The 23,049-nt window shown below is 61.6% G+C and carries 20 protein-coding genes and 1 pseudogene; 8 read left to right on the top strand and 13 right to left on the bottom strand.

What is annotated here, in order from left to right:
- Positions 1 to 40: 40 nt before the first annotated feature.
- The 8 genes from AB4O08_RS00610 to AB4O08_RS00575 all read right to left on the bottom strand — a co-directional run bounded on the left by AB4O08_RS00610 (position 41) and on the right by AB4O08_RS00575 (position 10,534).
- Entirely contained in the window at positions 41 to 1,018 is a 978-nt protein-coding gene (locus AB4O08_RS00610) for a 2-hydroxyacid dehydrogenase (RefSeq protein WP_021491786.1), read from the bottom strand.
- Complete coding sequence (locus AB4O08_RS00605; RefSeq protein WP_010210812.1) at positions 1,015 to 2,307, bottom strand: MFS transporter; 1,293 nt, start codon at positions 2,305 to 2,307, stop codon at positions 1,015 to 1,017. Before AB4O08_RS00605 ends, AB4O08_RS00610 begins: the two co-directional genes overlap by 4 nt.
- Positions 2,308 to 2,352: 45 nt before the next feature.
- Entirely contained in the window at positions 2,353 to 3,294 is a 942-nt protein-coding gene (locus tag AB4O08_RS00600) for a sugar kinase (protein ID WP_042571573.1), read from the bottom strand.
- On the bottom strand, positions 3,287 to 4,069 hold the full coding sequence (locus AB4O08_RS00595; RefSeq protein WP_042571572.1) for a sugar phosphate isomerase/epimerase family protein: 783 nt from the start codon (positions 4,067 to 4,069) through the stop codon (positions 3,287 to 3,289). Before AB4O08_RS00595 ends, AB4O08_RS00600 begins: the two co-directional genes overlap by 8 nt.
- Positions 4,070 to 4,180: 111 nt before the next feature.
- Positions 4,181 to 5,227: a LacI family DNA-binding transcriptional regulator gene (locus AB4O08_RS00590; protein WP_460114632.1), complete on the bottom strand. Its 1,047-nt coding sequence runs from the start codon at positions 5,225 to 5,227 to the stop codon at positions 4,181 to 4,183.
- Between the two features lie 272 nt (positions 5,228 to 5,499).
- Positions 5,500 to 6,141, bottom strand: a complete 642-nt coding sequence (locus AB4O08_RS00585) for a DUF1345 domain-containing protein (RefSeq protein WP_010210806.1) — start codon at positions 6,139 to 6,141, stop codon at positions 5,500 to 5,502.
- Positions 6,142 to 6,292: 151 nt separating this feature from the next.
- Positions 6,293 to 9,385 (bottom strand): multidrug efflux RND transporter permease subunit, encoded by a 3,093-nt coding sequence (locus tag AB4O08_RS00580; RefSeq protein ID WP_460114631.1) that lies wholly within the window; start codon positions 9,383 to 9,385, stop codon positions 6,293 to 6,295.
- Between the two features lie 6 nt (positions 9,386 to 9,391).
- On the bottom strand, positions 9,392 to 10,534 hold the full coding sequence (locus AB4O08_RS00575; protein ID WP_010210803.1) for an efflux RND transporter periplasmic adaptor subunit: 1,143 nt from the start codon (positions 10,532 to 10,534) through the stop codon (positions 9,392 to 9,394).
- Positions 10,535 to 10,821: 287 nt separating this feature from the next.
- Between AB4O08_RS00575 and AB4O08_RS00570 the strand changes: the two genes are divergently transcribed.
- A complete protein-coding gene (locus AB4O08_RS00570; RefSeq protein WP_010210801.1) occupies positions 10,822 to 11,523 on the top strand; it encodes a response regulator in 702 nt (233 codons plus the stop codon).
- Between the two features lie 3 nt (positions 11,524 to 11,526).
- The gene (locus tag AB4O08_RS00565) at positions 11,527 to 12,828 is read left to right on the top strand and encodes an ATP-binding protein (RefSeq protein ID WP_010210799.1); all 1,302 of its coding nucleotides are present in this window, start codon (positions 11,527 to 11,529) and stop codon (positions 12,826 to 12,828) included.
- Here the strand turns inward: AB4O08_RS00565 and AB4O08_RS00560 are convergent, their stop codons facing one another.
- Both AB4O08_RS00560 and AB4O08_RS00555 read right to left on the bottom strand, forming a co-directional pair.
- Positions 12,829 to 13,497, bottom strand: coding sequence for an anti-sigma factor (locus AB4O08_RS00560; protein ID WP_010210798.1), 669 nt, complete (start codon positions 13,495 to 13,497; stop codon positions 12,829 to 12,831).
- A complete protein-coding gene (locus AB4O08_RS00555; protein WP_010210797.1) occupies positions 13,494 to 14,009 on the bottom strand; it encodes a sigma-70 family RNA polymerase sigma factor in 516 nt (171 codons plus the stop codon). Before AB4O08_RS00555 ends, AB4O08_RS00560 begins: the two co-directional genes overlap by 4 nt.
- Before the next feature lie 43 nt (positions 14,010 to 14,052).
- Between AB4O08_RS00555 and AB4O08_RS00550 the strand changes: the two are divergent.
- Positions 14,053 to 14,139, top strand: a pseudogene (locus AB4O08_RS00550) (outer membrane lipoprotein carrier protein LolA); the annotation flags it as partial.
- Between the two features lie 40 nt (positions 14,140 to 14,179).
- Here AB4O08_RS00550 and AB4O08_RS00545 read toward each other — a convergent pair.
- Positions 14,180 to 14,701: a DUF3455 domain-containing protein gene (locus AB4O08_RS00545; RefSeq protein WP_010210793.1), complete on the bottom strand. Its 522-nt coding sequence runs from the start codon at positions 14,699 to 14,701 to the stop codon at positions 14,180 to 14,182.
- Between the two features lie 138 nt (positions 14,702 to 14,839).
- Between AB4O08_RS00545 and AB4O08_RS00540 the strand changes: the two genes are divergently transcribed.
- A complete protein-coding gene (locus tag AB4O08_RS00540; protein ID WP_021491778.1) occupies positions 14,840 to 15,610 on the top strand; it encodes a class I SAM-dependent methyltransferase in 771 nt (256 codons plus the stop codon).
- A gap of 91 nt (positions 15,611 to 15,701) precedes the next feature.
- Complete coding sequence (locus AB4O08_RS00535; protein ID WP_010210788.1) at positions 15,702 to 16,487, top strand: sulfite exporter TauE/SafE family protein; 786 nt, start codon at positions 15,702 to 15,704, stop codon at positions 16,485 to 16,487.
- Positions 16,488 to 16,676: 189 nt separating this feature from the next.
- Here the strand turns inward: AB4O08_RS00535 and AB4O08_RS00530 are convergent, their stop codons facing one another.
- On the bottom strand, positions 16,677 to 17,915 hold the full coding sequence (locus AB4O08_RS00530) for an acyl-CoA dehydrogenase family protein (protein ID WP_010210787.1): 1,239 nt from the start codon (positions 17,913 to 17,915) through the stop codon (positions 16,677 to 16,679).
- A 253-nt stretch (positions 17,916 to 18,168) separates the two neighbouring features.
- Between AB4O08_RS00530 and sfnG the strand changes: the two genes are divergently transcribed.
- Positions 18,169 to 19,254 carry a dimethylsulfone monooxygenase SfnG gene (gene sfnG / locus AB4O08_RS00525; RefSeq protein ID WP_021491776.1) on the top strand — a complete coding sequence of 362 codons (1,086 nt, stop codon included), beginning with the start codon at positions 18,169 to 18,171 and terminating at the stop codon, positions 19,252 to 19,254.
- Here sfnG and AB4O08_RS00520 read toward each other — a convergent pair.
- Entirely contained in the window at positions 19,238 to 20,338 is a 1,101-nt protein-coding gene (locus tag AB4O08_RS00520) for a GNAT family N-acetyltransferase/peptidase C39 family protein (RefSeq protein WP_044287057.1), read from the bottom strand. The genes sfnG and AB4O08_RS00520 overlap by 17 nt on opposite strands.
- Positions 20,339 to 20,432: 94 nt before the next feature.
- Here AB4O08_RS00520 and AB4O08_RS00515 point away from each other — a divergent pair, with 94 nt between their 5' ends.
- Complete coding sequence (locus tag AB4O08_RS00515) at positions 20,433 to 22,019, top strand: RimK family protein (protein WP_042571568.1); 1,587 nt, start codon at positions 20,433 to 20,435, stop codon at positions 22,017 to 22,019.
- A 7-nt stretch (positions 22,020 to 22,026) separates the two neighbouring features.
- Positions 22,027 to 22,965: a magnesium transporter CorA family protein gene (locus tag AB4O08_RS00510; protein ID WP_010210779.1), complete on the top strand. Its 939-nt coding sequence runs from the start codon at positions 22,027 to 22,029 to the stop codon at positions 22,963 to 22,965.
- Positions 22,966 to 23,049 lie beyond the last annotated feature (84 nt).

Here is a 23,049-nt window from a genome sequence, read left to right as displayed (position 1 = left end):
GAGCAAGCCCGCTCCCACATGGGGTTTGTGGTGTCAGAAATCAGCGGTTCCAGGCGTTGGCGTTGACCAGGTTCTTCGGCTTCTCACCGGCCAACGCCTGCAGCAAATTATCCACCGCACATTTGGCCATGGCCTCCCGCGTCTCATGGGTGGCCGAGCCGATATGCGGCGTGGCCACCACGTTGTTCAAGCGCAACAACGGCGAGCTGTGATCCAGCGGTTCCTTCTCAAACACATCCAGCCCCGCTGCCCGAATGGTGCGCTGTTGCAACGCCTCCACCAGCGCGGCCTCGTCGACCACCTTGCCCCGCGAAATATTGATGAAGATCGTCTCCGGGCCCATCCGCGCAAACTGTTCTGCGCCTATCAATTTCTCGGTTTCGGCGGTGAGCGGCAACGTCAGGCAGACAAAGTCGGCCTGTTGCAGCAAGTCGTTCAAGCTGCGGTACTGCGCACCAAAACGCGCCTCCACCGCCGGCTTGGGCGAATGGCTGTGGTAGATCACCGGCATGCCAAAACCAAAATGCCCACGCTGGGCCAGCGCTTCGCCGATGCGGCCCATGCCGATGATGCCCAGGGTCTTGCCATGCACATCGCTGCCGAAATGCGCTGGGCCGATGTTTTTGTTCCATTGGCCGGCGCGGACCATGTCGGCCAGTTCGACCACGCGCCGGGCGGTGGCCAGGATCAATGCAAAACCGGTGTCGGCGGTGGTTTCGGTGAGCACGTCGGGTGTGTTGCTGAGCAAGATGCCGCGCGCGGTGAGGTAGTCGATATCGTAGTTGTCGACGCCGACCGATACGCTGGCCACGGCCTCCAGCTGTGGCGCCAGGTCGAGCAACTTGGCATCCAGCCGTAGGCTGGCACCTAGCAGACCGTGGGCGCCGGGCAGGGCATCGCGCAATTTGGCCAGGCCGGTGTCGTCCAGTGCTTCGATCAGCGTGACATCGGTCTGCTCATGCAGGCGGGCCATCAGTGGCGCAGAGAGTTTCTTGTACAACACGACAGACTTTTTCATGCGGTCTTTACCTTTAATTCCAGGTTGGGCGCCGGCGTGCGATCACTGGCGCCGGGCTTGAGAAAAATCGTCAGTACCACCGACAGCAGCAAGGCGCCGCTCATCAGCAGGTACGAAGTGCCGGGCGAACCGGTGCTGCTATTGAGGTAGCCCACCAGGTACGAGCCGCCAAACGAGCCCAGGGCGCCCATGCTGTTGATCAGCGCCATGGCGCCCCCGGCGACGTTGGCCGGCAGGATTTCCGGGACAATCGCAAAAAAAGGACCGTAGGGCGCGTACATGCAGGCGCCGGCAATCACCAGCAAGGTGTAGGACCACCAGAAGTGTTCGGCACCGAGCACGTAGGACGCGTAGAAAGCAATGGAGGCAATCAGCAACGGTGGCCATACGAAACGCTTGCGCTTTTGCAGCTTGTCCGAGCCCCACGACACCGCCAGCATGCCAATCACGGCCGCCAGGTAGGGCAGCGCCGACAGCCAGCCGGCCTCGACCATGTCCATCTGCAAGCCTTGCTTGAGGATCGACGGCAGCCACAACACGAAGCCGTACACACCAATGCTCCAGCAGAAGAATTGCAGGGCCAGGATGATCACCTTGGGCGAGCGGAAGGCTTCGGCGTAGTTCTTCACCGCCTTGATCCCGACTTGCTCGGCGGCCAGCGCGGTTTCCAGGTCCTGTTTCTCAGAGTCGCTCAGCCACTTGGCATCCTTTGGACGCTCATCGGCCAGCTTCCACCAGATAAACGCCCACAGCACGGCCGGCAGGCCTTCGATGATAAACATCCAGCGCCAGCTGAAATGCTGCACCAGGTAGCCTGATACCACCGACATCCACAGCATGGTCACCGGGTTGCCGAGGATCAGGAACGTGTTGGCGCGTGAGCGTTCTGCCCGGGTGAACCAATGGCACAGGTACACCAGCATCGCCGGCATCACCGCGGCTTCGACCACGCCGAGCATGAAGCGGATCACGATCAGCATGTAGGCGTTGGACACCACGCCGGTCAGGGTGGCGAGGCCGCCCCACAGGATCAGGCTGACGAAGATCAGCTTCTTGACGCTGCGCTTCTGCGCGTAGATCGCTCCTGGCACCTGGAAGAAAAAGTAGCCGAGGAAAAACAGCGCGCCCAGCAGTGACGACATGCCGGGGGTGATCATCAGGTCTTCGGCCATGCCGGAGGCGGCGGCGAAGCCGTAGTTGGCGCGGTCCAGGTACGCCAGGCTGTAGGTGATAAAAACGATGGGCATGATGTACCACCAGCGGCGGGTGGCGAGTTTCACGGTTTCCATGGGGTTGCTCCTGAGCTTGTTGTAGTTGTGGCAACAGGTAGTGGGTTAGGCAACGGATCGAATCGGTAACTCTGAACGGGCTGGCAGGCCTTCCATATCGCCACGGCTTTGCACGGCGCGGCTGCCGATCCAGTTGCCGCGCTGTACCGCCTCGGGGAAGCTGAGGTTTTCCAGCAGGGCGCTGATCATGCCCACGGCAAAACCGTCGCCGGCGCCGACCGTGTCCACGACCTTGTCCACGCGCACGGCGGCGACAAAGCCCTGGTCCAAATGAGTGCGGTAGTAGGCACCGTCCGGGCCAAGCTTGATGGCCACGGCTTCGGCGCCTTGGTCGAGGTAGAACGCGGCGATGTCGGCCGGGTCATCGAAACCGGTGAGCAGGCGGCCTTCGCCCAGGCCCGGCAAGACCCAATCGGCCAGGCCGGCGAGGGCGTTGATTTCACGGATCATCGTCTGTTGGTTGGCCCACAAGGACGGGCGCAGGTTGGGGTCGAACGACACGCTGCGTCCGGCTTTGCGCATCTGCGTCATCAGCTCCACGGACAACTCACGTGTCGCCTCAGACAGTGCGGGCGGAATGCCGGTGGCATGCAGATGGCGGGCTTGCAGCAAGGCAGGACTGATGGCTGCGATCGACAAATGGCTGGCCGCCGAGCCCTTGCGGAAGTACTCCACCTGAGGATCATCGCCGGTTTCTTCACGGGATTTGAGTTGAAAACCGGTGGGGTGTGCCGGATCGACCGCCACGTGGCGGCAATCCAGGCCTTCCTGGGTCAAGGTGTCGACCACAAAGCGCCCGAGCGAATCGTTACCGACCCGGCTCAGCCAGGCCACCTTGAAACCCAGGCGTGACAGGCCGATGGCGACGTTGCTGTCGGCACCCGCGATCCGTTTATGAAATTGAGCCACGTGGGCCAGATCGCCGGTTTGCTCGGCGACAAACATCGCCATGGTTTCACCAAACGACAGGATATCGATCTCAGACATAAGCACGCTCCGCACGAGGTTGGCCCAGCAGGGTGAGGGTGGCGACCTGCCGCGCGGTGACCGCGACCAGGTCATCGCCTTGCAGCGGGAATTCCACGGCCCGGCTAATACCTGGAGTCATGTGCTTGAGCAGTTGTTCCCACAGATGCAGGTCGGTGGCGCCAGGCGGCATGGCCACCAGCTTGCCGTCGGCGCGGCGGGCCACGGCCTTGCAGTGCAGGTAATCCACATGCCGGCCCAGCAGGCGTGCAGCGGTGAGGGCGGATTGGTCTTGCCACTGCCAGTTGCCGATATCGAAGGTCATCTTCACCGGCAGGCCCAGGCGTTCCACCTCGGTGAAAAAGCGCTGCATGGGTTCGATGCGGCCGCCGTGCAAGGTCTGGTCGTTCTCTACCAGCAGTTGAACCGGGTGGCGGTTGAGCAGGGCGTGCAGGCTTTCCAGGTCGTTGGTGTCGGTGAAGTAGCCAAGGGAGACTTTCAGCCAGCGTGAGCCGAACGCCTGCGCTCGATCGAGGGTGGCCGCGAGTTCTGCATTCGGTTGGGCGCGGCCGGCGACCCACAGTTCCAGCGGCGATGAAAACACCGATTCCAGGCCATGCTCGGCAGTGGCCTGGGCCAAGGCTTTGGGTTGCTCGACGGTCAGCAATTCTTCACGCCATTCGATACGTTGGGCGCCGGCGGCCCTCAGCAGCTCGACAAAACTCAACTGGCCCTGCTGGCGGACGAGGTCGGCGCCGTAGCTGGAGAGGCTGATTGAAACGGGGTATTTATGCATTGTTGGTTACCTCTGAAACCGGTTTCATTTTTTCTGAAAAAAATACTTTCCGTAGGCGCAAGCTTGCTCGCGAAAAACCTGAAAGCGCCGCGTTAAACCAGGATCGCTGCGCTATCGTTGGCGTTTTTCGCGAGCAAGCTCGCTCCTGCAAGGGGTTGTGGAGCCTCGGATGATCAGTTGGGGCATGAAGTCCAGGGTGCGGGTCGGCGTTGTGTCACCGCGCAGACGTTTGAGCAAACAGTCGAAGGCGCTGGCGCCAATCGCTTCGGTCGGCTGGGCGAGGGCGGTAATACCCGTGCCTACCAGCGGATACCAGTCGAGGTCATCCAGGGCGATCAGGCCGATGTCGTCGAACAGGTTGCAACCCAGGTTCTTCAGGGCGCGGGTGCAGGCCAGTGCTGCGACGCCGTTGGCACAGAACAGCGCCTTGGGGCCAGGTTTTGCGAGAAAGGTCTGCAGGTGTTGTTGCAGCGCGTCATCCAGTTCTAGCACGGCGCCGGTCAATGCCGGGCGGCTGGCAATCTCAGCCTTGAAACTCTCCAGGCGTTCCAAGCGTGAACTGGTGCCATCGGTGGGTTCGCTCACCATCAGCACGTCGCGATAACCCTGCTGCTCCAGGTGTTCTACCGCCATACGCACTGCCGCCGGGTTGTCCAGACCAACCAGGTCGCTGTGCAACGGCTCGACCTTACGGTCCACCAGCACCAGGGGCATTTCCCGTTGCAGTTCCAGCAACTGGTCGAGGTGATGGCCGAGGGTGTTCACGATCAGCCCTTCGATGTTGTAAGAACGCAGGGCCGCCAGGTGCTGGCGCTCTTGTGCGTCATCGCGGTCGGTGTTGCACACCACCAGGCTATAACCGTGCTGGCGGCAAGCGGTTTCGACACCGTGCATCACGGCAATGGAATAGGGGTTGCGGATATCGGCCACCAGCATGCCGATCAGGCGGGTGCGGCCACGTTTGAGACCACGGGCCATCTGGTTGGGGCGGTAGCCGAGGTGTTCGATGGCTTGCTCGATGCGCAGTGCAATGGCATCGGAGAGCAGGGCGCGGTCGTCGCCGATAAAGCGTGACACGCTGGCCTTGGACACACCGGCGCGCTCGGCCACATCAAGCATGGTCACACGGCTGCGCTGGGCGGCAGAGAAATTGTTCACGGTCATCGACCTTCTGTTTTTATTGGAATGACTGAAACCGGTTTCAGGAAACCATCAAACGAGGAAAGCCGTCAAGCTGTTGTAGGACAAAGTCAGATGACCGGTGCGTCAAACTGCCACATGCAGCCAGGTCGCTATCAGCAGCAACAGGGCCGGTGTTGGCTTCCTCGGATAAGTCGATTCAGTTGTGCGTGCCCATAAGGCACCGAGACGGACTAAGTGAAGCGATTAGCGCCCAGCGTGTGTGGGGCGTCTAGCAGGTGTGTGCCGTGTCAGCCGAACAGTCCGGCGGCAATATTGATCGAAAACCCCAGGATCGCCGTGTTGAACAAAAAACCGATCAACGATTGGCCCAGCACCACTTTGCGCATGGCCCGGGTGGCGACGCCCACATCGGAGGTCTGCACCGCTACACCGATGGTGAAGGAAAAGTACAGGAAGTCCCAGTAATTGGGCGTAGTCAGGCCCTCGGCAAAGCGCAACGCCGGTTCCTTGCCGTCCCAGGTGTAGTAAAGGCGGGCGTAGTGCACGCTGAAAATCACCCCGATCAGCAACCACGATCCGATCACCGTCAACCCGGTGAACCCGTAGTGCAGCAGGCGCTCGGCATTGGCCAGATCCTTGCTGCCCACCAGCTCGAACGTGATGGTCGCCAGGCTGGCAATGGCGGCGATGCATACCGTGAACAGCACCAGGCCGGCATTTTCATCTTCGATCTCGGCGATGCGCTTTACGTCCTCGGCCTTGGCGCGGCGGGTCAGCCACAGCATCAGCACCAGGTAGGTCCAGACGCCGGCGTTCCAGCCGATGAGGACTTTGCTGACCAGCGTGTCGGCCGGCACCAGGATGCCCACGGCAATCCCGAACACGGCGGCGGCGGAGAGGCGAGGGTGGGTGCGGGCGAGGAAGGGCATGAGGGCTCACAAATCACGGTATGTGAGCAGACTGTACCCGATCCTTGTGGGAGCTGGCTTGCCTGCGATGCAGCCACCTCGGTACATCAGGCATACCGAGTTGATGCCATCGCAGGCAAGCCAGCTCCCACAGGGGAAAGGGAAAATTGTGCTAGCGGCTTTTTTTCTTCACCAACTTCATCACCACCACAAAGAACACTGGCACAAACACCACTGCCAGCGTCGCCGTAATCATCCCGCCAATCACCCCCGTACCAATCGCTTGCTGACTGGCCGAGCTGGCGCCGTTTGCAATCGCCAGCGGCACCACGCCGAGGATGAACGCCAGGGACGTCATGATGATCGGCCGCAGGCGCAAGCGCGCAGCTTTCAAGGTAGCGGTGACCAGGTCTTCACCCTGGTCATACAGGTCCTTGGCGAACTCGATGATCAGGATCGCGTTCTTCGCCGACAGGCCGATGATGGTGATCAGGCCAACCTTGAAAAACACATCGTTGGGCATGCCGCGCAAGCCCACCGCGATAACGGCGCCGAGAACACCGAGCGGCACCACCAGCAATACCGAGGTGGGGATCGACCAGCTTTCATACAGCGCCGCCAGGCACAGGAACACGATCAACAGCGACAAGCCCAACAGCAAGGGCGCTTGAGCGCCGGACAGACGTTCCTGCAACGACAAACCGGTCCATTCCTGGCCCAGGCCTGCCGGCAACTGGCTGACCAGGCGCTGGATCTCGTCCATCGCTTCACCGGTACTGTGGCCCGGTGCCGCTTCGCCGGAAATCGCGATGGCCGGGTAGCCGTTGTAGCGGGTCAGCTGCGTCGGGCCCTGGGTCCATTTGGCTTCGACAAAGGCCGACAGCGGCACCATCTTGCCAGCGTTGTTGCGCACGTTGATTTTCATCAAATCCGCCACCTGGCTGCGCTGGTCGCCTTCGGCCTGTACCACCACCCGCTGCATGCGGCCCTGGTTGGGAAAGTCGTTGATGTAGGCCGAGCCGATGGCCGAGGACAGCACATTGCCCACGTCGGCGAAGGACACGCCCAGCGCGTTGGCCTGCTTGCGGTCCACCTCCAACTGCACTTGCGGGGCTTCGGCCAGGGCGCTTTCGCGGACGTTGGCCAGGATCGGGCTTTTCTCAGCGGCAGCCAGCAATTCGGTACGCGCCGCCATCAACGCGGCATGGCCGACGCCCCCCCGGTCCTGCAGGCGGAACTCGAAACCACTGGACGTGCCCAGGCCGTCCACCGGCGGCGGCAGGACCGCGTAGGCAATCGCATCCTTGAGCTCGCTGAAGGCCATGTTGGCGCGGTCGGCAATCGACGAAGCCGAATCATCGCTGCTGCGCTCAGACCAATCCTTGAGCGTGGTAAACGCCAGCGCCGCGTTCTGCCCCGAACCGGAGAAGCTGAAGCCCATGATCATGGTGGTGTCGCCCACCCCAGGTTCCTCGGCGTTGTGCGCTTCGATCTGCTCGGCCACCTGCACCGTGCGGTTCTTGCTCGCGCCCGGCGGTAGCTGGATGTCGGTGATGGTGTAACCCTGGTCTTCCACCGGCAGGAAGGAGGAGGGCAGGCGGCTGAACATCCAGCCCAGGCCTACCAGCAGCACCAGGTAGATCAGCAGGTAACGGCCGCTACGCTTGAGGGCATAGGCTACCCAGCCTTCATAGCGGTCGGTGAGCTGTTCAAAGCGCGTGTTGAACCAGCCGAAGAAACCGCCCTTGGCATGGTGCTCGCCCTTGGCGATCGGCTTGAGCAAGGTGGCGCACAGCGCCGGGGTCAAGGTCAGGGCGAGGAACGCCGAGAACAGGATCGAGGTGGCCATCGACAACGAGAACTGCTGGTAGATAACCCCCACCGAACCGGCCATGAACGCCATCGGCAGAAACACCGCCACCAGCACCAGGGTGATGCCGATGATGGCCCCGGTGATCTGGCCCATGGCCTTTTTCGTCGCTTCCTTGGGCGACAGGCCCTCGGTGGCCATGATGCGCTCGACGTTCTCCACCACCACAATGGCGTCGTCCACCAGGATACCGATGGCCAATACCATGCCGAACATGGTCAGTACGTTGATCGAGAAGCCCAGCAACAGCATGGTGGCAAAGGTGCCCATCAGGGCAATCGGCACCACCAGCGTCGGGATCAAGGTATAGCGCACGTTCTGCAGGAACAGGAACATCACCGCAAACACCAGCGCCATCGCTTCGAGCAGGGTATAGACCACCTTGGTGATCGAGACCTTGACGAATGGCGAGGTGTCGTACGGGATTTTGTACTCCACATTGGCCGGGAAGTAGCGCGACAGCTCGTCCATTTTCGCCCGCACCAACGTCGCGGTGTTCAGGGCGTTGGCGCCCGGCGACAGCTGTACGCTGACGGCGGTGGACGGCTTGCCGTTCAGGCGTGTGGAGAACTGGTATTCCTGGCTGCCCACTTCAACCCGCGCCACATCGCCGATGCGCACGGTCGAACCGTCCGGGTTGGCTTTTAGCACGATATCGGCAAACTCGGCGGGCGTCGAAAGCTGGCCCTTGACCAGGATTGCAGCGGTGATTTCCTGGGTGTTGGTGCCGGGCAAATCCCCGATGCTGCCGGCCGAGACCTGGGCGTTCTGCGCGCTGATCGCAGCGTTCACGTCGGCCGGCGTCAGGTTGAAGCCGATCAATTTCTGCGGGTCGATCCAGACGCGCATAGCGCGCTCGGCACCATACAGCTGGGCCTTGCCCACACCGTCGAGGCGCTTGAGTTCGTTCATCACGTTGCGCGCCAGGTAATCACTCAGCGCCACGTCATCGAGCTTGCCGTCGTTGGAGGTGAGCGTTACCAGCAGCAGGAAGCCGGCGGAGACTTTCTCCACCTGCAAGCCTTGCTGGGTCACCGCCTGCGGCAGGCGCGGCTCGACCGCTTTGAGGCGGTTCTGCACGTCCACCTGAGCCATTTCCGGGTTGGTGCCCGGCTGGAAGGTGGCGGTGATGGTGGCCGAACCGAGGCTGCTCTGGGACTCGAAATACAGCAGGTGATCGGCGCCGTTGAGCTCCTGCTCGATCAGGCTCACCACGCTTTCATCCAGGGTCTGCGCCGATGCACCGGGGTACACCGCGTAGATCTCCACTTTCGGCGGCGCGACGTTGGGGTACTGCGCCACCGGCAGTTGCGGGATCGCCAGCAAACCGGCCAGCAGGATAAACAGGGCGACCACCCAGGCGAAGATCGGGCGGTCAATAAAGAACTGCGGCATGACGGGTTATTCCTTTACGAGCGGGCTGTCGTCCACTTCAACTTTTTCACCGGGGCGCGCGTGTTGCAGGCCTTCGACGATGATGCGGTCACCGGGCTTGAGGCCGCTGCTGACGATCCAGCGATCGTTGATCACCGCCCCCAGCTCGACCGGCTGTTGGCTCACGGTCTGCCCGGCGTCCAGCAGCAACACCATCGGGATACCGGCGCTGTCACGGGTGATGGCGCGTTGCGGCACGCTGATGCCTTGTTTATCGACCGCTTGTTCCAGGCGCACCCGCACAAAGCTGCCGGGCAGCAGGTCGAGGTCGGGGTTGGGGAACTCGCTGCGCAGGATGATTTGCCCGGTGCCAGGGTCGACACTGATCTCGGCAAACAGCAACTTGCCCGGCAATGGGTAGAGGCTGCCGTCGTCCTCGATCAGCGTAGCCTTGGCCTGGTCCTGGCCGACCTGCTTCAAGCTGCCGGCGCGGAAGGCGCGGCGCAGGTCGTTCAGTTCGCGGGTGGACTGGGTGAGGTCGGCGTGGATCGGATCCAGTTGCTGGATGAGCGCCAGCGGTGTGGCCTCGTTCTGGCCGACCAGCGCGCCTTCGGTGACCAGCGCCCGGCCAATGCGCCCGGAAATCGGGGCGGTCACGGTGGCGTAGCCCAGGTTCAAGCGCGCGCGTTCGACGGCGGCTTTGTTGGCTGCGACCTCGGCGTTGGTCTGGCGCACGGCGGCGCGGGCGTTGTCGTAGTCCTGGCCGCTGATGGCATTGCCTTCCACCAACTGGCTGTAGCGCTGTTCCTGCAGGCGCGCCTTGAAGGCATCGGCCTCGGCCTTGCTCAGGTTGGCCTGGGCGCTGTCGAGGTCGGCCTTGAACGGTGCGGGGTCAATGCGAAACAGCACGTCGCCCTGTTTGACATCATGGCCTTCCTTGAACACCCGTTGCATCACCACGCCTGCGACCCGTGCGCGCACTTCGGCGATACGCGGCGCGGCAATGCGCCCGCTGAGTTCGCTGGTGATGGCCAGGGGCTTGGCTTCAAGGGTTTCGACGCGCACTTTGGCCAGGGGCATTTCCGGCGCCTCGGCGGCGGAGTCGCCACATGCGCTCAGGGCCAGGGTGAGGGCCAGCAGGCAAAATGGCGCAAACAGATTCTTCGACATGCTTTTATCCCAATATTGACTGGCGCATCCTAAAGTCACCTGCGCCTTGGTGCTGTGAAGCTGTGTAGCTCGTCTGTGAAGAAATGTAAGGTGCGACCCATAGTCGGCAGAGGGCGTATATCCTTGCACAATCCTGCAAACAGCAACGATCAATGTGGGGGGCGGGCTTGCCCGTGAAAGCGGTATATCAGCCAAAAAATCTGCTCACTGAACCACTGCTTTCGCGAGCAAGCCCGCTCCCACAAGGGTCTGTGCACAGCCGACGAACCGCATTATTTGGAAACACCATGCCCAACATCCTCCTGGTGGAAGACGACGCCGCACTCTCCGAGCTGATTGCCAGCTATCTGGAACGCAATGGCTACCACGTCAGCGTGCTCAGCCGTGGCGACCACGTCCGCGAACGCGCGCGCCTCAACCCGCCGGACCTGGTGATCCTCGACCTGATGCTGCCCGGCCTCGACGGCCTGCAAGTCTGCCGCCTGTTGCGCGCTGACTCGGCGGGCCTGCCGATCCTGATGCTCACCGCCCGCGACGACAGCCACGACCAGGTGTTGGGCCTGGAAATGGGCGCCGACGACTACGTGACCAAGCCTTGCGAGCCACGGGTATTGCTGGCGCGGGTGCGCACGTTATTACGGCGCAGCAGTTTGTCCGAGCCCCAGGTGGCCAACGATCAGATCATCATGGGCAACCTGTGCATCGACCTGTCGGAGCGCACGGTGACCTGGCGTGAGCAGCCGGTGGAGCTGTCCAGCGGCGAGTACAACCTGCTGGTGGTGCTGGCGCGGCATGCAGGCGAAGTGCTGAGCCGCGACCAGATCCTGCAACGCCTGCGGGGCATCGAATTCAATGGCACTGACCGTTCGGTGGACGTGGCCATCTCCAAGCTGCGCCGCAAGTTCGACGACAACGCCGGTGAGGCGCGCAAAATCAAGACGGTGTGGGGCAAGGGCTACCTGTTCAGCCGTTCCGAGTGGGAATGCTGAGCCATGTTCCGTGTATTGCTGCGCCTCTACCTGATCACCATCGTCACCTACAGCCTGGCGATCTACTTGATCCCGTCGCTGGTGATCCAGCTGTTCGAACACCGCTACATGAACTACAACATCGAGCAGACCCGCGGCCAGCAGAAGCTGATCGTCAAGCAATACCTGCGGGCGCCGGTGGAGCGCTGGTCCCAGGTCACCGAGCAACTCGGTCGTGATTTCGCGCCGCTGAAAGTGCAGTTGTTGCTGCGCCAGGACGCCAGCTACACCCCGGCCGAAGAGACGCTGCTGGAACGCGGCAAGTCGGTGGTCCGGCTGGGGGAATGGGGTTGGATGGAGGAAATCAGCTCGCCGATCAATGAGCAGTTCGTGGTCAAGCTGACTGTACCGCCCGATCCGATGGACATGAATGTGCTGTACTGGGCGATCAACGTGCTGATCGTCGCTGCACTGCTGGCCTGCCTGCTGGTGTGGTTGCGCCCGCACTGGCGCGATCTGGAACGCCTGAAAAGCACCGCCGCGCAATTGGGCCAAGGCAACCTGGCCGAGCGCACGGGTATTCCGGCCAGTTCCAGCATCGGCAGCCTGGCCTCGGTGTTCGACACCATGGCCGACGACATCGAGCACCTGCTCAACCAGCAGCGCGACCTGCTCAACGCGGTCTCCCATGAGCTGCGCACGCCGCTCACGCGGCTGGATTTCGGCCTCGCCCTGGCGCTTTCCGAGGACTTGCCCGAGGCCAGCCGCGAACGCCTGCAAAGCCTGGTGGCGCATATCCGCGAACTGGATGAGTTGGTACTGGAGTTGTTGTCCTACAGCCGCCTGCAAAACCCGGCGCAGCTGCCGGAGCGGGTCGAGGTGGTGCTCGATGAGTTCATCGACAGCGTGCTGGGCAGCGTCGATGACGAACTGGAAAACCCCGAGATCGTCATCGACGTCGCGCTCGACTGCGCCGTAGAGCGCTTCAGCCTCGATCCGCGCCTCACTGCTCGTGCCTTGCAGAACCTGCTGCGCAATGCCACGCGTTACTGCGACAAGCGCATCCAGGTTGGGGTGAAGGTGTGTGCCAAGGGCTGTGAAATCTGGGTGGACGACGACGGTATCGGCATCCCCGTGGACCAGCGCGAGCGCATCTTCGAGCCGTTCTACCGGCTCGACCGCAGCCGCGACCGCGCTACCGGCGGGTTTGGCCTGGGCCTGGCCATCAGCCGGCGCGCCCTGGAAGCCCAGGGCGGCACCTTGACGGCATTGGCTTCACCGCTGGGCGGTGCGCGGTTTCGCGTGTGGTTGCCCACCGTCGCCTGATCAGAGCACTTTGACCGCGCGGCCGATCGCCTGGATCGGCCCAGTGGGTTTGCCGGTCGGCGAACCGCGCGGGTCTTCCAGGGTCAGTTCGAACAATTGGTTCTGAGTCAGCGGTGGCAGCTTGTCCAATGGCACCGACAGCGTCTGCCCCGGCGTGACCAGGCCCAGGGATACCGGTCCCTGCCAGCCGTCGCCCTTGGTCCAGAACTGCAGAGCCTTGTCGGCCGGCACTTCCATGACGCCCAACGGGATCAACTGAATCTGCTGATCATTGCTGGCCTGGATCACCCAGCCCGGCGCCTGGCTTTGCGGCGCCACCAGCACCACCACGAAGCTTGGGGCGGCAGTGGGCGGGCGGGTCAGCAGCAACCCGGCCAGCACCAGCGTGGTCAACAGCCCAGCACCGGCCAGGCCGCGCCACACTGCCAGCAGGTCCCACCAGCGTGTACCGGCACTGGCAATATTGCGTTCGATACGCCGCCACAGCTCAGAGGAGGGCGGCACGGGCTCCGCCAAGGCCGTCAGCGGCAACAGGCGTTGCTCCCAGGCGTCCACTGCAGCGCGTAGTTCGGAATCGTGTTTGAGGCGTTGTTCGACTTCAGCGCGCTGTTCGCCGGGCAGGGTGCCCAGCACGTATTCGCTGGCCAGTTCGTCCAGTGGGTTGCTCATGCCATGCACTCCCGCAGCGCGGCGAGGCTACGTTTGATCCAGGCCTTGACGGTCCCCAGCGGGGTGTCGAGTTTCTGGGCGATTTCGCTGTGGGAATAACCGTCGACATAGGCATGCAGGATGCACGTGCGACGGACCGGGTCGAGTTGCTCAAGGCAGGTGTGCACTTGCCCTGAGCGTGCAGTGAATTCAAACGTGTCGGTTGCAGCGACCTGTTCGTGTTCATCGCTCAACGGGACTTCGCGGTATTGGTTTCGTACGAAGTTGAGCGCCAGGTGCCGGGTCACACTGAACACCCAGCCACGGGCCGAGCCGCGACTGGGGTCAAAACTGCCGGCACCGCGCCAGATCTTGATAAACGCATCGTGCACGATATCTTCGGCCAAGGATCTGTTCCTGGCGATGCGCATCGCTACGCCGAGCAGATGGCTGCTTTCCTGCTCGTAGAGTTGGCGCAAGGCGCGTTGATCGCCACGGGCGCAGGCCTGCAGACAGGCTTCGTAATCAAACACGTATCACCGTCCCCTCAATTGCTGAACCCCTGTAGGAGCGAGATTGCTCGCGAAAAACGTTAACGAAAACGTGGGCATTCAGGCTGTCCGTGGCGCTCTCAGGTTCTTCGCGAGCAAGCTCGCTCCTACAAGGTATGTAGGCAGTTTCGGGGCAGCGTAGCTCAGTTTGCTCAGTTGGCCGCCCAGAAGATGTAATCGGCCTGGTATTTCACCACTTCCTGCTTGCCTTTGTTGGCTGCCGTGCACTCTGTGTTCGGTGCCACGCCGCCCTTGAGGGCCACGCGCTGGATGTAACTCACGCCGCTCATCACGCCTTTGCCTTCAGCGGGGTTGGCCTTGACCAATTGATACGGCAAGTTGCCCGCGCCCGATGGCGCCACGGCCAATTGGGTGCCGGTGATTGTCGAACCGTCCTTGGCCTGCCAGGTGGCCGGTGGGCCAAAGTAGGTGCCGACTTGCTTGCCGCTGCGGTCATTCAACACCGCTTTTGGCCCGACAAACGTCCACTCGGTCTGGCCGGCGGCGTTGGCCTTGTCGCGGCACTCGTAGGTGATTTCGCCGACGCCGGTGGTTTCCAGCGCCACCTTGTGGCCGTCCGGCACCTTGATGCTGTCAGGCAAGCCGGTCTGGGCGAATGCGGCCGGCGCGGCGGCCAGCAGTGTAGTGAGGCAGAACAGTGCTTTAGCGTTCATGGGTACTTCTCCATTTCAGTAAAACAGCGGGGTTTCTGAAAGGACTACCCATGGCGCGTACGATTGGATGCAGCGATTAGAAAATAAAGGTGAGAGGGCGCACACTGTGCCCCCGCTTTACCCGAGGAGAGATTGGCAATGACTGGTGTACACACGTCTGCTCAACAAGGTTTCTCTACCCAGGCCGTCACCTACGCCCAAGGCCGGCCGGACTACCCCAGGCAACTCACGGGCTGGCTCGCCGACACACTGCGCATCGATGCACAATCGAGCGTGATCGACCTGGGCGCCGGCACTGGCAAATTCACCCGCCTGCTCAGCACCCTGGCACCGACATTGACCGCCGTCGAGCCGGTCGCGGCCATGGGCGCGCAGTTGACCAAACTGTTGCCGGATGTGCGCCTGGTCAATGGCACTGCTGAGTCTATCCCACTGCCCTCTGCCAGCGCCGACGCAGTGGTGTGTGCCCAGGCGTTCCACTGGTTTTCCACTGAAGCCGCGCTCGCAGAAATCCATCGCGTACTCAAACCTGACGGTCGGCTTGGCCTGGTGTGGAATGTCCGCGATGAGTCGGTGGATTGGGTCGCCGCCATCACCGAGATTATCACCCCGTACGAGGGTGATACGCCGCGCTTTCATACGGGGCGTTGGCGTGAGGCCTTCACCGGCGAGTATTTTTCCGACCCCGAAGTAACCTGTTTTCCCTACAGTCATGTCGGCAGCCCTCAGGAAGTGATCATGGACCGCTTCCTTTCCGTGAGCTTTATTGCCGCGCTGCCGGATGCACCCAAGGCGGTAGTGACTGCGCAATTGCAGGCCTTGATTGATACGCATCCGGCGTTGAAGGGGCGCGACACGGTGGCCTTTCCGTATCAGACCCAGGCTTATGTCTGTCACCGTCTGAGCTAAAAGGCATAAAGTCAGATCACATTGATATAAGTCGTTATAAGAAAAATCGCTATCCTGCGGCCAGAAATTTATAAGGCCGCAGGTAGCTGTGATGGATGTGGGTAATTTTGGTTTTGTAATTGCTGGCCTGATCGTTGGTTTTATCGTGGGCATGACCGGTGTGGGTGGGGGCTCGTTGATGACCCCGATCCTGCTGTGGTTCGGCATCAACCCGGCCACCGCCGTGGGCACTGACCTGCTGTATGCCGCCATCACCAAGTCGGGTGGGGTGTTGGTGCACAGCAAGAACAAGAATATCGATTGGGCCATCACCGGCTGGCTGACCCTGGGTAGCGTGCCGGCGGTGTTGTTGACGCTGTGGTTCCTGGCCAGTCTGCATACCGACCCCAGTGTGATGAATGCGGTGATCAAGCAGGCGCTCGGTGTAGTGTTGCTACTGACGGCCTTGGCGATTCTGTTCAAGAAAAGTCTGTTGGCGTTTGCCCAGCGGCATGCGGGTGATAGCTATCACATGAGCCCGCGGAACCTGAATGCGCTGACAGTGGTGACTGGCGCGGTCCTCGGAACCATGGTGGCGCTGACGTCCATCGGTGCTGGTGCGCTGGGAACGGTGGCGTTGTTTATTCTGTATCCGTTTCTGGCTACGCGGCGATTGGTGGGGACTGAAATCGCGCATGCTGTGCCGCTGACCCTGGTGGCGGGGTTGGGGCATGCCAGCATGGGGAATATGGACTGGCATTTGTTGGGGTTTTTGTTGATGGGGTCGTTGCCGGGAATCTATGTCGGCAGCCATATGACGGGCAAGCTTCCGGATGGGGTGTTGCGGCCTTGTTTGGCGGTTATGTTGATGGCGATTGGTTACAAGCTCGCGTTCTGATGTTGGCTGGGACGGCCTTAAAGCCGTCCGGTATTCAACGCCGAACTCGGTCAACATGTGGGAGCTGGCTTGCCTGCGATGGCATCACCTCGGTGTAACTGATATACCGAGTTGCCTGCATTGCTGGCAAGCCCTCCAAATCAATGTTGGATTACGGGCACACCGAGCTTAAGCGATGTGCCGAGTGACTCAGCCCCGGCCCGGCCCATTCCCAATCTGCCAGACAAACGGCGGCTCAACCCCATTAACCACCCAATCCCCCACAATCCGCGCCTTATAGATCACCGGATTATGCGACGACACCGTCCGCGCATTCCGCCAATGCCGGTCCAGCGCCTTCCCCTGACGCACATCCGACGCCCCCAGGGCATTGAACAACTCACTGGTGGCACGCTGAATCAACCCCGACACCACCACCTGCGCCGTGGCCGACTCAATCTCGGCCGCTACATTGGCTTCACGCTCAACAATATCATCCCTCCCAAACCGCGCCAGGTACGCCCGTTGCGCCGGCAACGTGGCTTTCAACGCGCTTGCCTCGGCGGCATAAACCAGCGCCGCCACTTCGCCCACTACCTGTTGAACCTGCGCGTCCTGGCTGACATGGGCCGCATTGCCATGGCTGTAGATGCGCTTACGGCTGCGCACCTGGTGTGCCACGTCGCGCAGCGCCGCGCGGCCAATACCCGCCAGGCTGGCGAGCAGCACCAACTGATAGAACGCCGTCTGGTATTTGAACCGCGTAGCAAAGTCGATAACGTTGTCCGCCTCCACCACCGCATCGGTAAAGCGCGACGTGCCGCTGCCCGTGGTGCGCTGGCCAAAGCCGTCCCAATCATCACTGTGCACCACCCCAGGCTGGCGGGCGCGGGTGGCGGCAATCACATCGGCGCCGGTGTCGCTGCGTTGGGCATACACGTCGATCCAGTCGGCGAAGATGCTGCCGGTGCTGTAGAACTTTTCTCCATTGAGCTTCCAATGGTCACCGTCGGGGCTGACCTGGGTGACCACATCGCCAATGGCCACGTTGCCGATTTCGGTCCAGGCGCAGCCGACGATATCGCCCTCTACGAAGCGCTTGAACCACAGGTCGCGACCGGCACTGGGCGGTGCATTCAGGCGGTCTTCGGCAAAGGCAAAGTGCCCGCGCAGGGCCTGGGGCACGTTGGAGTCGGCTTCGGCCAGTTCGATCAGCAGTTCGAACAACTGCGGCAGGGAAGCGCCCCCACCGCCGTACTCCACCGGCACGCGCACCGCGCCAAAGCCGGCGGCTTTCAGCCACTGGATCGGCTCGTGGGGCAGGGTGCGGCGCTGTTCGCGCTCTAGGGCGCCCTCGGCGATGCGCTGAAAAATCGGGCGGAAGCGTGCCGCCAGAGTCGGGTAGTCGACGCCGGTAGACAGCGGGTTGATGACGTGTTGTTCGGTCATGGGCAAGGTTCCTGGGCAGTGATCGGTACAGGGGGATTGCACAGTCCGTGCCGGGTGCCAGCGCCCGTATTTGCGGGGTAGACCCTTCGGCCACTGTTGCCCTGGCAACAGCTGATCGACAAACCAGCACACTCTGCGACATCGTCGCCGACACCTCGAAGTCGGCCCAGAGCCCCTGGCATGGGCGTTTCACCGGCCTGGCACGCTTGCTGCTCAAGCCCCGGGTACATCCCTTTGTGCGAGGTACCGTTCGATGAGTCAGCAAGCCGTGAAATTTGCCTATTGGGTGCCCAACGTCAGCGGTGGGCTGGTGGTCAGCAAGATCGAGCAACGCACTCACTGGGGCATTGATTACAACCGCAAACTGGCGCAGCTTGCAGAAGCCGCCGGTTTCGAGTACGGCCTCACCCAGATCCGTTTCACCGCCGGCTACGGCGCCGAAAACCAGCATGAGTCCGTAGCGTTCAGCCATGCGCTGCTGGCGGCGACCACCACGCTCAAGGTGATCGCCGCCATCCTGCCCGGTCCGTGGCAACCGGCGCTGGCGGCCAAGCAACTGGCGACCATCGACCAGCTCACCAACGGCCGTATCGCGGTGAATATCGTCAGCGGCTGGTTCAAGGGCGAGTTCCAGGCCATCGGCGAACATTGGCTGGAGCACGACGAGCGCTATCGTCGTTCCGAAGAGTTCATCCGTGCCCTCAAAGGCATCTGGACCCAGGACGACTTCACCTTCAAGGGCGACTTCTACCGTTTCAACGAGTACACCCTCAAGCCCAAGCCACTGGGCCAGCCGGAAGTGTTCCAGGGCGGCAGCTCGCGGGCGGCGCGGGACATGGCCGCACGGGTGTCGGACTGGTACTTCACCAACGGCAACACCCCAGAAGGCATCAAGGCTCAAGTCGACGACATTCGAGCCAAGGCGGCGGCGAATAACCATTCGGTCAAGGTCGGCGTCAACGCGTTCGTGATTGCCCGCGACACCGAGGAAGAAGCCCGTGCCGTGTTGGCGGAGATCATCGACAAGGCCGATCCGGAGGCCGTGAATGCCTTTGGTGATGCAGCCAAGCAGGCCGGCAAGGCTTCACCGGAAGGTGAGGGCAACTGGGCTAAGTCCAGCTTCGAAGACCTGGTGCAGTACAACGATGGCTTCAAGACCAACCTGATCGGCACGCCGCAGCAGGTCGCCGAGCGCATCATCGCGCTCAAGGCGGTGGGGGTGGACCTGGTGCTCGCCGGTTTCCTGCACTTCCAGGAAGAAGTCGAGTACTTCGGCAAGCGCGTGTTGCCGCTGGTGCGTGAGCTGGAGGCCAAGGCTGCGATCAAGAACGTGGCGTGAAGACCACCACCGCCGCGCGCAATTTGTTATTGCCGAACCGGCACATGCGTTCGAACTCCCCATGGCTGACCGGCAAGTGCTGGCAGTCCAGGGGCTGACGGTGCTGGCTGTGGTCAACGTCCGGGTCGTGAAGGTAGACGAAGTCATCGTCGCAGTCGGTGACTATTACCCAGTGCGGTGACTTGGATCGGGTGAGGCGGTAGCTGCTGATCAGCACCAGCGGCTGGCCGCCGTCGCGTAATACCTGGGGCAAGTCCAGCGCGCCGCCGAACACTTGCTCGACGTCACTACTCGCTAATTCCTCTTCGAAAGCCTCATGCACCAGGCGCATGACGTCCTTTTTATGCGCATCACGCACGCCATCCAAAAACAGCGGCCCGCGCACATTCACCTGCATGCGCACCGCAAAGCCCCGGCGCCAGGCGGCCAGGGCCAACCCTTGGGGGCTGCATCCGCCGTGGCCGGCGGTCATGAACACGGTGGTCGCTTCGCGCCAGATCTGCAGCTCTTCGCGGCGTTGTGCCACGCGTTTCGGCACCAGCGCGCCCATAGCCATCAGCAGGCAGGCAGCGCCACAGGTGAAGTCAGTGGTCTGCTGGTAATACGGCACGCTTTGCGGGCGCGCATCCTGATGCTGGACGATGCGTTTCTCCAGGCGCAGGGCAGCGGTGTGGTCTTCGTAGTAATCGTTGATCAGGGCAAAACGCCGGTAGCCATTGCGTTCATACAGGGCGAGGGCGCCGGGGTTGTCGGTGCGCACCTCCAGGCGCAGGTAGGCGCAGTCGTGTTCCACCGCGATGGTTTCGATACGGGCGAGCAACTGTTTGCCCAACCCCAGGCCGCGCGCGTGCTCGGCAATGGCGATGGAATACAGGCGCGCCAACGAGGTACCGCGGTGGAACAACACCAGCCCATAGCCGAGCAGTTGCCCGTCATTGTCCGCCACCAGCAACTGGCCATGGGCGCGGCTGACCATCCACTGGAAACTGCGCGATGACAGCCGGTCGGTGGTGAAACAGTGCTGTTCCAGTGCCACCAGTTCAGGCACATCGCAGGGGGTTGCAACGCGAAAGCAAAGAGCCATATGACCGCCGTAAAAGTTGCGTAACGAAACGGGACTTCTCTAAAAGATCGTGCTTAATAGAAAAGGTCGAGTTCTCTAAAGCGGATCAAATATTATGTCGGCGGTACAAGGTCATTGGCGTGAAGTATCCGAGCAAACAGTCGCGGCGACAATAACTAATACAGGTTATTTTCCCGTCCCCCTCAAAGGAACCCGTCAAGTAGTGATCATTGTCGAGCGCAAGGAAGATTGGGCCTCCTACTTCCCCAGCGAAGACATCGTCACCGCGCAGGAATACCTGGAGCAGACCCGGGAAAGCGAGACCGGCAAGCGTGTGCAGGTGATCAACCTGTGCCGCGGCTACAAGTACCTGGGGCACGGTTATTACTGCTCGCTGCTCGCCGAAGCCCGTGGGCACAAGGTAATTCCCTCGGTGCGCACCATCAGTGAACTGACCAGGAAGTCGCTGTACGGCCTGGCCCTGGACGACCTGGACAAGACCCTTGATAAAGCCCTGAATCATCACCTCTATAGCAATACCGAAGGCTTTACCCTGACACTTTATTTTGGTCGAACCAATATAGAGCCATTGCAGGATTTGGCCCGTCAATTGTTTGAAGCCTTCCCTTGCCCGATTCTGTTAGTTGATTTCAAAAAGAATAACGGTTGGCACATAGAAGGGGTCAAGTCCGGCGTGTTGCACAAGTTGCGCGATGATCAGGAAGATCAATTTGCCCACGCCCTGGACAACTTCAGCCGCAAGATCTGGCGCCAGCCGCGCTCACGGAGACTGGCGCGTTATGACCTGGCGATCCTGCACGATCCCCAGGAGCAATTGCCGCCGTCGAATGCCAAGGCGCTGGATAATTTCATCCGCGTGGGCAAGGGCCTGGGCATCGATGTCGAGTTGATCGAGCGCAAGGACTACTCGCGCCTGGCTGAATACGATGCCTTGCTGATCCGCGAAACCACCAGCGTCGACAACCACACCTACCGCTTCGCCAAGAAAGCCGAAAGCGAAGGCCTGGTGGTGATGGACGACCCGGCGTCGATATTGCGCTGCACCAACAAGGTCTACCTTACCGACTTGCTCAACAGCCACCAACTGGGCATGCCCGCCACAGAGATTCTGTACAAGGAGCGACCGGAAGACTTCGAACGGGTCGGCGAGCGCCTGGGGTTCCCGCTGGTGTTGAAGATCCCCGACGGCTGCTTCTCGCGAGGCGTGATCAAGGTAGAAAGCCAGGACGCCTTGCTCAAGGCCACCGCCGAGTTGTTCGAGCATTCGGTGCTGTTACTGGCCCAGGAATTCTTCTACACCGAGTACGACTGGCGCATCGGCGTACTCAATCGCAAGCCGATTTTTGCCTGCCAGTACTTTATGTCCAAGGGCCATTGGCAGATCTACAACCACAAGGCCATCGGCCAGGACATCAACGGTGAGTGCCGTACCCTGGCGGTCCACGAAGCGCCCAAAGCGGTGGTGGAACTGGCGGTGAAGACCGCCAACCTGATCGGCGATGGCCTCTACGGCGTCGACCTCAAGCAGTCCGGCGACAAAGTGGTGGTGATCGAAGTCAACGACAACCCCAACCTGGACGCGGGCATTGAGGATGCCTACTTGCAGGACGACCTGTATGGGCTGGTGCTGGAGGAGTTCGTGCGACGTCTGGAGTTGAAACGTCAGGGCCAGGTTTGGTGACCCGGCGATGATTCAGCGTTTTCAACTGGCCGACGGCAAGCTGTACGGTGGGGAAAGTGACGATGCCCCGATCCTGTTGTTCAACAACCCTGACCTGGCCGAGCGCGAGTGGCTGCGCGACCACCATAAGCTCGACGAGCACGCCCTGGCTTCGGCGCTGGACCCCGACGAAGTCTCACGCATCGAGTTTCATCCGGACAATCTGTTCCTGATCTGGAAGCGCCCGGAAAACTACTCCGGCGGCGGCAACCTGGTGTTCGAGGTGTCGTCCTGCGGCCTGCTGTTTTCGCCCAGCCGCCTGCTGGTGATTGCCACCGACGAAACCCCGCTGACCGGTCTCGGCAAGCGCCGCCCACTGCACACACCGCTGGATGTGTTGCTGGACCTTTTGCTCAACAACATCCACCACTATCTGGGCCATCTCAAGGTGATCAAGCTGGTCGCCCGGGAATTGCAGCAGCAGTTCAACGCGTCCATGAGCAACCATCATCTGATGCAGATGTTCAGCCTCAGCGAAAGCCTGATCTATTACATCAACGCGCTGCACAGCAACGGCGCGGTGCTGTCGCGGCTGCGCAACCATGCCGAGAAGGAGCACTTCGACGCGGAAATCCTGGCGCTGATCGATGACCTGATCATTGAGAACCATCAGTGCTACAAACAGGCGGAGATTTATTCCAACGTGTTTTCCGGGCTGATCGATGCGCGCGGCAACCTGATGAACAACAGCATGAACAACCTGTTGCGCAAGCTCACCCTGATCAACGTGGTGTTCCTGCCGCTCAACCTGATTGCGAGCATTGGCGGCATGTCGGAGTTCAGCATGATGACCGCGGGCACGCCCTGGTGGGTGTCGTACCCGTTGTTCCTGCTGGCGATGGGGCTTGGGGCGGGCTTGATGGTGGTGGGGCTGAAGCGGATAGCGGGGGGCGCCAATGTCGTGTGAACATGCCAGCGATGCAAACACCTCTGTACATCAGGCATATCCAGTTGAGGCTATCGCAGGCAAGCCAGCTCCCACATTCGACCG

This window comes from Pseudomonas sp. H3_E07, assembly GCF_054668895.1.
Note: the sequence above shows the minus strand (reverse complement) of the source record. Positions and strands in the feature narration are given on the sequence as shown.

Coding starts and splice junctions, on each gene's coding strand:
- AB4O08_RS00595 (WP_042571572.1), bottom strand. CDS start 4,069: ATGCATAAATACCCCGTTTCAATCAGCCTCTCCAGCTACGGCGCCGAC.
- AB4O08_RS00565 (WP_010210799.1), top strand. CDS start 11,527: ATGTTCCGTGTATTGCTGCGCCTCTACCTGATCACCATCGTCACCTAC.
- AB4O08_RS00515 (WP_042571568.1), top strand. CDS start 20,433: ATGTCGGCGGTACAAGGTCATTGGCGTGAAGTATCCGAGCAAACAGTC.
- AB4O08_RS00580 (WP_460114631.1), bottom strand. CDS start 9,385: ATGCCGCAGTTCTTTATTGACCGCCCGATCTTCGCCTGGGTGGTCGCC.
- AB4O08_RS00535 (WP_010210788.1), top strand. CDS start 15,702: ATGGATGTGGGTAATTTTGGTTTTGTAATTGCTGGCCTGATCGTTGGT.
- AB4O08_RS00540 (WP_021491778.1), top strand. CDS start 14,840: ATGACTGGTGTACACACGTCTGCTCAACAAGGTTTCTCTACCCAGGCC.
- AB4O08_RS00610 (WP_021491786.1), bottom strand. CDS start 1,018: ATGAAAAAGTCTGTCGTGTTGTACAAGAAACTCTCTGCGCCACTGATG.
- AB4O08_RS00585 (WP_010210806.1), bottom strand. CDS start 6,141: ATGCCCTTCCTCGCCCGCACCCACCCTCGCCTCTCCGCCGCCGCCGTG.
- AB4O08_RS00605 (WP_010210812.1), bottom strand. CDS start 2,307: ATGGAAACCGTGAAACTCGCCACCCGCCGCTGGTGGTACATCATGCCC.
- sfnG (WP_021491776.1), top strand. CDS start 18,169: ATGAGTCAGCAAGCCGTGAAATTTGCCTATTGGGTGCCCAACGTCAGC.
- AB4O08_RS00545 (WP_010210793.1), bottom strand. CDS start 14,701: ATGAACGCTAAAGCACTGTTCTGCCTCACTACACTGCTGGCCGCCGCG.
- AB4O08_RS00530 (WP_010210787.1), bottom strand. CDS start 17,915: ATGACCGAACAACACGTCATCAACCCGCTGTCTACCGGCGTCGACTAC.
- AB4O08_RS00560 (WP_010210798.1), bottom strand. CDS start 13,497: ATGAGCAACCCACTGGACGAACTGGCCAGCGAATACGTGCTGGGCACC.
- AB4O08_RS00600 (WP_042571573.1), bottom strand. CDS start 3,294: ATGTCTGAGATCGATATCCTGTCGTTTGGTGAAACCATGGCGATGTTT.
- AB4O08_RS00520 (WP_044287057.1), bottom strand. CDS start 20,338: ATGGCTCTTTGCTTTCGCGTTGCAACCCCCTGCGATGTGCCTGAACTG.
- AB4O08_RS00570 (WP_010210801.1), top strand. CDS start 10,822: ATGCCCAACATCCTCCTGGTGGAAGACGACGCCGCACTCTCCGAGCTG.
- AB4O08_RS00575 (WP_010210803.1), bottom strand. CDS start 10,534: ATGTCGAAGAATCTGTTTGCGCCATTTTGCCTGCTGGCCCTCACCCTG.
- AB4O08_RS00510 (WP_010210779.1), top strand. CDS start 22,027: ATGATTCAGCGTTTTCAACTGGCCGACGGCAAGCTGTACGGTGGGGAA.